This is a genomic window from Curtobacterium sp. MCLR17_007 (assembly GCF_003234655.2).
In the GTDB taxonomy this organism is placed as follows: domain Bacteria; phylum Actinomycetota; class Actinomycetes; order Actinomycetales; family Microbacteriaceae; genus Curtobacterium.
Window position 1 is genome coordinate 3,702,659 of sequence record NZ_CP126271.1, and the last position, 9,871, is coordinate 3,712,529.

At 67.8% G+C, this 9,871-nt stretch carries 12 protein-coding genes; 4 read left to right on the forward strand and 8 right to left on the reverse strand.

Features of this window, described 5'->3' with window-relative positions; translation table 11 throughout:
- Positions 1-57 precede the first annotated feature (57 nt).
- The 4 genes from trxB to DEJ13_RS17635 all read left to right on the forward strand — a co-directional run bounded on the left by trxB (position 58) and on the right by DEJ13_RS17635 (position 3,905).
- Complete coding sequence (gene trxB / locus DEJ13_RS17620; protein WP_111106114.1) at positions 58-1,044, forward strand: thioredoxin-disulfide reductase; 987 nt, start codon at positions 58-60, stop codon at positions 1,042-1,044.
- 59 nt (positions 1,045-1,103) lie between these two features.
- Entirely contained in the window at positions 1,104-1,430 is a 327-nt protein-coding gene (gene trxA / locus DEJ13_RS17625) for a thioredoxin (protein ID WP_017887828.1), read from the forward strand.
- A 164-nt stretch (positions 1,431-1,594) separates the two neighbouring features.
- Complete coding sequence (locus DEJ13_RS17630; protein WP_111106115.1) at positions 1,595-2,899, forward strand: aminotransferase-like domain-containing protein; 1,305 nt, start codon at positions 1,595-1,597, stop codon at positions 2,897-2,899.
- Between the two features lie 43 nt (positions 2,900-2,942).
- Positions 2,943-3,905 (forward strand): D-alanine--D-alanine ligase family protein, encoded by a 963-nt coding sequence (locus DEJ13_RS17635; protein WP_111106116.1) that lies wholly within the window; start codon positions 2,943-2,945, stop codon positions 3,903-3,905.
- 398 nt (positions 3,906-4,303) lie between these two features.
- Here the strand turns inward: DEJ13_RS17635 and DEJ13_RS17640 are convergent, their stop codons facing one another.
- The 8 genes from DEJ13_RS17640 to rpmH all read right to left on the reverse strand — a co-directional run bounded on the left by DEJ13_RS17640 (position 4,304) and on the right by rpmH (position 9,409).
- Complete coding sequence (locus DEJ13_RS17640; protein ID WP_111106118.1) at positions 4,304-5,284, reverse strand: ParB/RepB/Spo0J family partition protein; 981 nt, start codon at positions 5,282-5,284, stop codon at positions 4,304-4,306.
- A complete protein-coding gene (locus DEJ13_RS17645; protein WP_284158119.1) occupies positions 5,284-6,177 on the reverse strand; it encodes a ParA family protein in 894 nt (297 codons plus the stop codon). Before DEJ13_RS17645 ends, DEJ13_RS17640 begins: the two co-directional genes overlap by 1 nt.
- 86 nt (positions 6,178-6,263) lie before the next feature.
- Positions 6,264-6,956 (reverse strand): 16S rRNA (guanine(527)-N(7))-methyltransferase RsmG, encoded by a 693-nt coding sequence (gene rsmG, locus DEJ13_RS17650; protein ID WP_082517820.1) that lies wholly within the window; start codon positions 6,954-6,956, stop codon positions 6,264-6,266.
- Positions 6,953-7,453 carry a Jag family protein gene (locus DEJ13_RS17655; RefSeq protein WP_111106119.1) on the reverse strand — a complete coding sequence of 167 codons (501 nt, stop codon included), beginning with the start codon at positions 7,451-7,453 and terminating at the stop codon, positions 6,953-6,955. Before DEJ13_RS17655 ends, rsmG begins: the two co-directional genes overlap by 4 nt.
- Positions 7,450-8,421 (reverse strand): membrane protein insertase YidC, encoded by a 972-nt coding sequence (gene yidC / locus DEJ13_RS17660; RefSeq protein WP_056121591.1) that lies wholly within the window; start codon positions 8,419-8,421, stop codon positions 7,450-7,452. The genes DEJ13_RS17655 and yidC overlap by 4 nt, the downstream gene beginning before the upstream one ends.
- A gap of 8 nt (positions 8,422-8,429) precedes the next feature.
- Positions 8,430-8,810 carry a membrane protein insertion efficiency factor YidD gene (yidD, locus tag DEJ13_RS17665; protein ID WP_056121002.1) on the reverse strand — a complete coding sequence of 127 codons (381 nt, stop codon included), beginning with the start codon at positions 8,808-8,810 and terminating at the stop codon, positions 8,430-8,432.
- Entirely contained in the window at positions 8,807-9,157 is a 351-nt protein-coding gene (rnpA, locus tag DEJ13_RS17670; protein ID WP_111106120.1) for a ribonuclease P protein component, read from the reverse strand. Before rnpA ends, yidD begins: the two co-directional genes overlap by 4 nt.
- A 114-nt stretch (positions 9,158-9,271) precedes the next feature.
- Positions 9,272-9,409 carry a 50S ribosomal protein L34 gene (rpmH, locus tag DEJ13_RS17675; RefSeq protein ID WP_055951440.1) on the reverse strand — a complete coding sequence of 46 codons (138 nt, stop codon included), beginning with the start codon at positions 9,407-9,409 and terminating at the stop codon, positions 9,272-9,274.
- Between the last annotated feature and the right edge of the window lie 462 nt (positions 9,410-9,871).

Here is a 9,871-nt window from a genome sequence, read left to right on the forward strand (position 1 = left end):
TGCGTCGCCGGTAGGATGCGTTGACCCGGTCAGAAGCAACGGAAGGGCACTGAAGGCATGCGCCAGCTCATCATCATCGGTTCCGGCCCGGCCGGGTTCACCGCCGGCATCTACGCCGCACGGGCCCAGCTCAAGCCACTCATCGTCGCGTCCAGCGTCGAGACGGGCGGCGAGCTCACCAAGACCACCGAGGTCGAGAACTTCCCGGGTTTCCCCGAGGGGATCCAGGGCCCGGACCTCATGATCAAGATGCAGGAACAGGCCGAGCGCTTCGGCGCCGAGGTCCTGTACGACGACGCCGTCTCGGTCGAGCTCACCGGCGACGTCAAGAAGGTCACGGTCGGCTCCGGCGAGACGTACGAGGCCCTCGCGGTCATCTACGCCACCGGCTCGGCCTACCGCCAGCTCGGCCTCCCCGACGAAGAGCGCCTGTCCGGCCACGGCGTCTCGTGGTGCGCGACCTGCGACGGCTTCTTCTTCCGCCAGAAGAACATCGCGGTCGTCGGCGGTGGCGACTCCGCCATGGAAGAAGCCACGTTCCTCACGCGGTTCGCCGACAAGGTCACGGTCATCCACCGCAAGGACACGCTGCGCGCGTCGAAGATCATGCAGGACCGCGCGGCGAACGACCCGAAGATCGAGTTCGCCTGGAACAAGGAAGTCGTCGGCATCTCCGGCGAGTCCGCGGTCGAGGGCGTCACGCTCAAGGACACCGTCACCGGTGAGACTTCGGAGCTCGCACTCGACGGCCTGTTCATCGCGATCGGCAACGACCCGCGTGTGCACCTCGTTCACCAGCAGCTGCAGCTCGCGCCCGAGGGCACCATCGCCGTCGAGGGCCGTACCTCGCGCGCCGTCGGCGTCGCCGGGGTCTTCGTGGCGGGCGACGTCCTCGACCACACCTACCGTCAGGCCATCACGGCCGCTGGTTCCGGTGCCGTCGCGGCGCTCGACGCGGAGAAGTTCCTCGCCGACCTCGACGACGACCTGACCAGCAAGGCCGAGGGCGACGCCCCGGTCGAGCCCGTCACCATCTCGGCCTAGGGAATGGTCCGGCGCCCAGCGCCGTTCCACCCAACGCACGACTTCTCGAAGGAGCACACATGTCCAACGCCAAGGCAGTCACCGACGCCACCTTCTCGGACGAGGTCCTGAAGTCCGACAAGACGATCCTCGTCGACTTCTGGGCAGAGTGGTGTGGCCCGTGCCGCGCCGTCTCGCCGATCCTCGACCAGATCGCCGAAGAGCACGCCGGCAAGATCGAGATCGTCAAGCTCAACGTCGACGACAACCCGCAGTCGGCGATGAACTACCAGATCACGTCGATCCCGGCGATGAAGGTCTTCAAGGGCGGCGAGGTCGTCAAGACCGTCATCGGCGCCAAGCCGAAGCCCGCTCTCGAGGCCGACCTCGCCGAGTTCCTGGCGTAGCAACCCCCAGCACGTCCCGGACGCCCCGTCCTCCACGCACCGGAGGGCGGGGCGTTCGCCTGTGTCCGACAGGTCCACTCGTTCAGGATCGGCCCGCGACACACACCCCGGGTTCGCGGACTCCATGTCGTACTGTGGCGGGACGCCTCTGAACGGAGAACTCGATGACGAACGGCAACAGCCTCGACCCCTGGTACGACTCCTACGCCCAGCGCACCGCCGGGCTGAGCGCCTCCGAGGTCCGGGCCCTGTTCGCCGTCGCCTCCCGCCCCGAGGTCGTCTCACTCGCCGGCGGCATGCCGTTCGTCTCCGCGCTGCCCCGTGAACTCGTGACGGGGTCGATCGACCGTGTGATGACCGAAGACGCGGCGATGGCGCTGCAGTACGGCGGTGGCCAGGGCCTCCGGCAGCTCCGTGAGCACATCGTCGACGTGATGTCGCTCGAGGGCATCCGCGCCAGCGCCGAGGACGTCGTCGTCACGACGGGGTCGCAGCATGCGCTCGACCTCGTGACGCGGCTGTTCATCGACCCGGGTGACGTCGTGCTGGCCGAGTCGCCGTCCTACGTCGGTGCCATCGGCGTGTTCCGGTCCTACCAGGCCGAGACCGTCCACGTGGCGACCGACGAGCACGGTCTGGTCCCCGAGGCCCTGCGCGAGACGATCGGCCGTCTGCGGGCCGCTGACAAGCGCATGAAGTTCCTGTACACGATCCCGAACTTCCACAACCCGGCCGGCGTCACGATGAGCCGCGAGCGGCGCATCGAGGTCCTCGACATCTGCCGGTCGAACAACATCCTCGTGCTCGAGGACAACCCGTACGGGCTCCTGTGGTTCGACGAGCCCGCACCGCAGGCGATCCGCTCGATCGACGACGAGGGCGTGGTCTACCTCGGCTCCTTCTCGAAGACCCTCGCGCCGGGGTTCCGCGTCGGCTGGGCCCTCGCTCCGCATGCCATCCGCGAGAAGCTCGTCCTGGCGAACGAGTCCGCGGTCCTCGCCCCCAACTCCTTCGGGCAGTACGTCGTCAACGCGTACCTCGACGCCGCGGACTGGAAGGGCCAGATCGACACCTTCCGCGGCATCTACGCCGAGCGCCGCGACGCGATGTTCCAGGCACTCGGGGAGTTCCTGCCCGACCTGACCTGGACCCGACCGAACGGTGGGTTCTTCGTCTGGCTGACCCTGCCGGAGTCGCTCAACTCGAAGGGCATGCTCCCCCGCGCGGTCAAGGAACTGGTGGCGTACACACCGGGTACCGCGTTCTACGCCGACGGCCGGGGCGCGCAGCACATCCGTCTGTCGTTCTGCTACCCGACCGCCGAGCAGATCCGCGTCGGCGTCAAGCGGCTCGCGAACGTCGTCAACGACGAACTCGAGCTCATCGAGACGTTCGGGTCAGCAACCCGGCCGAACGCCGTCGTCCAACAGACCTCATCGGTCAGTGCGCCGCCGCCGAACATCTCCTGACCAGCACTTTCCGTCTCACCGCGCAGTACCGGAGGTCTCTCGCATGGCCGAGCTCACCCGTCGTCACGTCGTCGTCGTCGCGGGAGGCATCTCCCACGAGCGCGACGTCTCGCTCCGGTCCGGCCGACGCGTTGCCGACTCCCTGACCGGCTACGGCTGGCAGGTCGACCTCCGTGACGCGGACGCATCGCTCCTGCCCGCGCTGCGCGAGTCCCGTCCTGACGTGGTCTGGCCCGCCCTGCACGGGGCCTCCGGAGAGGACGGCGCGCTGCGCGGCATCCTGGAGGCCGTGGACATCCCGTTCGTCGGCTCACGGTCCACCTCGGCCCGGTTGGCATGGGACAAGCCCACGGCGTCCGCACTGGTCGCCAGGGCCGGCGTTCGGACCCCGCGCTCAGTGACGCTCTCGCACGAAGTGTTCCGGGAACTCGGTGCTGTCGGTGTCCTCGAGGCGATCGCCGCTGACCACCCCGTCCCACTCGCGGTGAAGCCAGCGCGCGGCGGCAGCGCACAGGGCGTCACCCTGGTCGAGGACACGAACGACCTCCCACGAGCCATGGTGACCGCGTACACGTACTGCGATGACGTCGTCGTCGAGCAGCTCATCCGAGGAACCGAGGTCGCCGTCGGGATCATCGACACGGGGGACCGGCCGGTTGCCCTCGCCCCGGTCGAGATCGTCCCGCGGAACGGCTTCTACGGGTTCGAGGCCCGCTACAACGCGGGGGAGACCACGTTCTACACGCCGGCGCGTCTCTCCGACGAGCACACGGCCGCCACCGCTGCCGCTGCCATCGCGGCGCACCGTGCCCTGGGGCTCCGCCACGTGTCGCGCGTTGACATGATCATCGACGGCGCGGGTACGCCATGGTTCCTCGAGGCCAACGTCCTGCCGGGCCTGACGGAGACCTCCCTGGTGCCGCAGGCACTCTCAGCGTCCGGGTTCGACCTGGGCTGGACCTACGCCGAGCTCGCGGAGCAGGCCATCCGGGACCACAACGCGTAGGTTCCACGTGGAACATCCGCCCGCGATGTTCCACGCTGCGTCGATGCAAGGCGCGAGCCAGCCCACTGGTTCCACGTGGAACATGCAGAGGTCCGCCGCACCGCGACCGTGGTCAAGCGACGCCGAAGACCGCAAGGCCTCACCGTTCTTGGCGTCGCGCTACTTGCAGTGCAGTGACACCGAGCGGGACCAACGCAGCCACGGCCACCACGCAGTAGCGCAATCTGAAGTCCACCCCGCCACCCTCGGGCGCCGTGATGACGACAACGAAGCCCACCACCACGGCCACGACAGATCCGGTCAACGCCGCAGCACCCAGCATCACGGCGATGAAGCTGCCGAGACCTCGGTGTCCTGGCACTCCCCGATGTTCCACGTGGAACAACGCGAATCGTCGCTCAGCCCGCGAAGTCCTCGGCGCCGAGCTCACTGAGGATCCGGTTGAGATCAGCAGCGTTCGCGAAGTCGATCGTGACACGGCCCTTGCGCGCACCCATGGCGATCTGCACGCGGGTGTTCAGCCGGTCACCGAGTCGTTCAGCGACGTCGACGAAGTGGGCGTCCCGCTTGGTCGGCTGCGGCGCCGCCTTCTTCGGCGTGCCCTGCGTCATCTGCTGCGCGGCGGCCTCCGCCTGGCGCACGGAGAGGTCTTCGTTCACGATCTTCTCGGCGAGGTACTCCATCGCCTGTGCGTCCGGTGCTGCGAGGATCGCGCGAGCATGACCAGCCGACAGCACTCCTGCTGCGACACGACGCTGCACGGGGGAGGGAAGCCGCAGCAGACGGATCGTGTTGGTGATCTGCGGGCGGGACCGGCCCAGCCGCTGCCCGAGCTGCTCCTGCGTGATCCCGAAGTCCGCGAGCAGCTGCTGGTATGCGGACGCTTCTTCCAGCGGGTTGAGCTGAGCACGATGCAGATTCTCGAGCAGCGCATCTCGGAGCATGGCATCATCAGGGGTTTCCTTGACGATGGCGGGAATCGTCGCGAGTCCCAGCTCCTTCGTCGCGCGGAGGCGTCGTTCCCCCATGATCAGCTCGTACTGCGGCTGCGTCCCCGTGGCACCCTCGATCGGCCGGACCACGATGGGCTGCAGCAGCCCGATCTCACGGATGGAGTGCACGAGTTCCTGCAGTTCCTCTTCGCGGAACTCCTTGCGGGGCTGCTGTGCGTTCGGGACGATGTCGAGCGGATTGAGGTTCGCCAGACGCGCACCGGGGACGGCCAGCAGGTCCTCGGCGGTGTTTCCCTCGGTCGCCGGCGCCGACGCGGGCGATCCACCCGTGGGGAAGAACACGTCGACGGGACGATCCTGCTGCGCCGGCGTCGTCGGGATCAGGGCGCCGATCCCTCGGCCGAGTCCGGTCCGCTTGGGTGCCATCAGTGCTTCGCTCCTCGTGCTGCGATCTCGGCGGCGGCCTCCAGGTAGGAGAGCGAACCGCTGGAATTGACGTCGTACGCCACGACACTCTGACCGTAGCTCGGTGCTTCGCTGACGCGCACGGACCGCGGGATCATGGCCTTGAGGACCTGGTCACCGAAGTGTTCGCGGACGTCGTTCGCCACCTGGTTGGCCAGGTTGGTCCGACCGTCGTACATCGTCAGCAGGATCGTCGACACCCGCAGGTGCGGGTTCAGGTGCCGCTCGATGAGCTCGATGTTGCGCAGCAGCTGACTGAGCCCCTCGAGCGCGTAGTACTCGCACTGGATCGGGATCAGGACTTCCTGCGCCGCCACGAAGGCGTTGATCGTCAGCAGGCCGAGCGACGGCGGGCAGTCGATGAACACGTAGTGGTACGGCTCGTCCAACGACGACAGGTACTGATCCAGCGCTGTGCGGAGCCGCTGTTCGCGGGCAACGAGCGAAACGAGCTCGATCTCAGCACCGGCGAGGTGGATCGTCGCCGGTACGCACCAGAGCGTGTCTGACTCGGGGGAGCGCTGCACCGTGTCCGCGATCGGCGCCTCGTCGACGATCACGTCGTAGATGCTCGCGACGTCCGCCTGGTGGTTGACCCCGAGCGCGGTCGAGGCGTTACCCTGCGGATCTAGGTCGATCACCAGCACCCGAGCGCCGCCGTGGGCGAGAGCCGCGGCGAGGTTGACCGTCGTGGTGGTCTTGCCCACGCCGCCCTTCTGGTTCGACACCGTGATGACACGGGTCGCATCCGGCAACGGGAACTGCTGCGTGGCGATCGCCCGCCGTCGCCGAGTGAGGTCAGCGATCTCGCGAGCGAGCGGTGTCGACGCGTCGTAGTCGGTCGATGAACTCAACGAGTGCCTCTTCCCCGGTTCGATGTTTCACGTGGAACGCGGGGCGCTCCGCCCGATCGAACGACCGATCTCAGCGCCGCGCGGCGTCAGTCAACTGTAGCCCGAAACACCCGGGTGGTCTCCTCGACCACACCGGCTCCGAGCTCGAGCACCTCGACGTCGGACAGGCGCTTCCGCAGGATCACCTTGCGGGCCGCTGCGACCTCCGCATCGACCCGGGCTCCCTTCATCAGGATGAGTTGCCCACCGGACCGCACGAGCGGCACCGTGATCGGGATCAGCTTCGAGAGTGCGCTCACGGCGCGAGCCGTCACCTGGTCGAGGACGAGGTCATCGGACACGTCTTCAGCACGCGCGCGGAGGACCAACACGTTGTCGAGACCCAGCCGAGTCGCCTCGGCGGTGAGCCATTCCACGCGACGCTCCATCGGTTCGATGAGCGTGAACGTGACGTCCGGACGGGCGATCGCCAGCACCAGGCCAGGCAACCCGGCACCGGACCCGACGTCGCCGACGTGCCCGTCGGCCTCCAGGAGGGGTGCCAACAGCGCGGAGTTGAGGATGTGTCGTGTCCAGAGGCGCGGCAGCTCGAGGGGTCCGATCAGCCCGAGTTCCTCGCCCCGTCGTGCGAGCTCGTTCGTGAACGACCGTGCCACCTCGAGACGATCCCCGAACAGCGTCGCCGCAGCGCTCGGCTCGTCTTCGAGCACGGGCTGTGGGGCAGTGCCGTCAGACGACCGCGCAGCATCCTCGGACAGTGGGGTGACCCCGTCGGTCATCGGGTGATGACCGTGTGACGGTCGCGACCCTCGCCCTCGGACTCCGATCGGAAGCCCTTCTCGGCGACCAGGTCGTGCACGAGCTTGCGCTCGTACGACGACATCGGCGGCAGCGCCGCGGTGGGAGAACCAGCCTCGATGCGCTCGACGGCGGTGTCCACCAGCCGCTGCAGCTCCGACGCACGAGCGTCACGTGAGCCACCCACGTCCAGGATGAGCCGGCTGAACTCGCCGGTCTCGGCCTGGACGGCGATGCGAGTGAGTTCCTGCAGCGCGGAGACGGTGTCGGGCTTCGCCAGGACGCGCAGGCTGTTGCCCTCGTCCGTCACGGACAGGTACACACGACCCGCGCGCTCCTCGATCTCGATGTCGCCGTCGAGGTCGCAGATGTCGAGCAGTTCTTCGATGTAGTCCGCCGCGATGTCCGCTTCGTCGCGAGCGTCCTCGTTCGGTTCCTGCTCCGTGTCGACCGTGGCCGCGGTGTCCTGCTCGGTCACTTGCTCTTCCCGTTCTTCTTCGAGCGCTGCTTGCCGACGGGCTGCTGACGCTGTGTCGTGATGCGCACGGCTTCCATCTCGGCCGCTCCGGCACCGGCGCCGGCCTCGGCGAGGACACCGGCCGGGACGCCGCGACGCTGTGCCTTCTTCGCGAGACGGGCCTCACGGGCAAGGGCTGCCTCGGAGCCGGGCGTGGGCATGCTGCGGATGACGAAGTACTGCTGCGCCATCGTCCAGAGGTTCGAGGCGAGCCAGTAGAACATGACGCCGAGGGGGAACGACAGACCCGAGATCACGAAGATCAGGGGGAGCACGTACAGCATCATCTTCTGCTGGCGGTACATCGGAGACTCCTTGGTCTCCGGCGACATGTTCTTGGCGACGAGCTGCAGCTGCGTGACGAACTGCGACGCCGTCATCACGACGATCATGAAGCCCGCGATGACCCGGACTTCCCATCCGGAGGCGTTCGTGAACGTCTCGTGCAGGGGCGCACCGAAGAGCGAGGCGTTGCCGAACGACGCGGCGAGGTCGTTCGTGAGCAGGCCGATGCCGGTCTTGTTGATCTGCGCCTCGTGCAGCACCGAGTACAGCGAGAAGAAGATCGGCATCTGCAGCAGCAGCGGCAGGCAGGAGCTGAGCGGGTTGGTCCCGGTCTCCTTGTACAGCGCCATGGTCTCGCGGCTCATGGCCTCACGCGAGAACTGGTCCTTCTTGCCCTTGTACTTGTCCTGGATCTTCTTCAGCTGCGGCGCCACCTCGAGCATGCGGCGCTGCGACTTGATCTGGCGCACGAAGATCGGGATCAGCGCGGCGCGGACCACGAAGGTCAGGAAGATGATGGACAGCACCCAGGTGATGCCGGCACTCGGGTCCATGCCGAGGTTCTCGAAGACCCAGTGGAAGCCGACGAGGATGGCCGAGACCACCCACTTGAGGGGCCAGAGGATCGTTCCGATGAGGTCCATGAGGACGGTCACGCCTTTCGAGTGCGCTGGGGGAGCAGCATCGGTCGGACCGAGCTGACCGGGGACTGCGATTGCTGCGGCACCGGAGCCAGGACGAACCCGAACCGGTTGACGAGGTAGGGCCGACGACGATCAGGGACGTCGTCGATGCCGCCGGCAGCCCAGGGGTTGCAGCGGCCGATGCGCCATGCGCCCATGGCGGTCCCGCGTACGACGCCGTACTGCTGGATCGCTTCGAGCGCGTAGCGCGAGCACGAGGGATGGTACCGACAGACGTTGCCGTACAGGGGTGAGATGACGGCACGGTAGGCCCGGAGCACGACGACGCAGGCGTTGCGCGGGAGCAACGCCACGGTCCACAGGACACGCTTCAGGAGCGTCCGGTTCATGCTGCCTTCTCCACACCGCGCGCGAACGATCGCGAGACGTCTTCGAGCAGGGTAGGCCATGTGGCCTGCGGAGCGGCTGGCAGTGCGCGGACCACCACGTCGAAGCCCGCGGGGTGCGTCTGCAGGAGCTCGTGCGCGATGGCCTTGAGACGCCGCCGGACCAGGTTGCGGGTGACCGCGTTGCCGACCGTCTTCGCCACGATGAACCCGAACCGCGTCGGACCTGACGCATCCGTGGACCGTCGGACCACGGACACCACGACGTTGCCGGTCGCGCTGCGACGCCCACGCCGGACCGTCATCCGGTAGTCGTCGCCCCGGACGATGCGGTTCGCACGCGCGATCACGCGGTCACCACGATCGGTTCCGGCACACGGCACACCGAAGCGCCGCGCGGCAGGACGAGTGGTCCAGCCGACGCGGCGCCGGGAACAGCAGTGAACGGACCCAGCAGGATCAGATCACGCAGAGAGCTCGGTGCGACCCTTGGCGCGGCGTGCGGCCAGGATGCTGCGGCCCGCGCGGGTGCGCATGCGGAGACGGAAGCCGTGCTTCTTGGCGCGACGGCGGTTGTTCGGCTGGAAGGTGCGCTTGCTCATGATCTTCTCCATACGGCCGCTCGAGGCGGGCCGTCACGAATGAGGTGGGTTGACGCAGGTGGGCGCGACCAAGGGGCCGCAGTCAACTGGACAACGGTACGTGACCGAGTGCGCCGAGGTCAAACCCCGGAGCACGTCCGAGGCCGTGCATCCGCCGGGAACAGCGGGGAGCGAGCGTTCTCCACACTGGGGACAACTTCCGTTCGGTGCGACCCGCTCCGGTCCTTTACAGTGGTGTGATCGAACCGCCCTGCGGCCCGGTACGACGGGGAAGCACCACTCCCGGATCGACCCGGGCGGCCGTGGCCGCGACTGTGGACAACCCTGTGGGCAAGTCACGCCCGTGATCCCGCCCGACGGAACGACGGCGTCGACGAAGTCGCCTCGGTCCGCACACGGATCCGCGCGCTCGATGCAGCACGACGAGTACCCGACGACACGACACCTGGAGACGAGCGCGAC

Excerpts from the sequence above, each read along its gene's own strand:
- trxB (WP_111106114.1), top strand. The coding sequence starts at position 58 with ATGCGCCAGCTCATCATCATCGGTTCCGGCCCGGCCGGGTTCACCGCC.
- trxA (WP_017887828.1), top strand. The coding sequence starts at position 1,104 with ATGTCCAACGCCAAGGCAGTCACCGACGCCACCTTCTCGGACGAGGTC.
- DEJ13_RS17630 (WP_111106115.1), top strand. The coding sequence starts at position 1,595 with ATGACGAACGGCAACAGCCTCGACCCCTGGTACGACTCCTACGCCCAG.
- DEJ13_RS17635 (WP_111106116.1), top strand. The coding sequence starts at position 2,943 with ATGGCCGAGCTCACCCGTCGTCACGTCGTCGTCGTCGCGGGAGGCATC.
- DEJ13_RS17640 (WP_111106118.1), bottom strand. The coding sequence starts at position 5,284 with ATGGCACCCAAGCGGACCGGACTCGGCCGAGGGATCGGCGCCCTGATC.
- rsmG (WP_082517820.1), bottom strand. The coding sequence starts at position 6,956 with ATGACCGACGGGGTCACCCCACTGTCCGAGGATGCTGCGCGGTCGTCT.
- yidC (WP_056121591.1), bottom strand. The coding sequence starts at position 8,421 with ATGGACCTCATCGGAACGATCCTCTGGCCCCTCAAGTGGGTGGTCTCG.
- yidD (WP_056121002.1), bottom strand. The coding sequence starts at position 8,810 with ATGAACCGGACGCTCCTGAAGCGTGTCCTGTGGACCGTGGCGTTGCTC.
- rpmH (WP_055951440.1), bottom strand. The coding sequence starts at position 9,409 with ATGAGCAAGCGCACCTTCCAGCCGAACAACCGCCGTCGCGCCAAGAAG.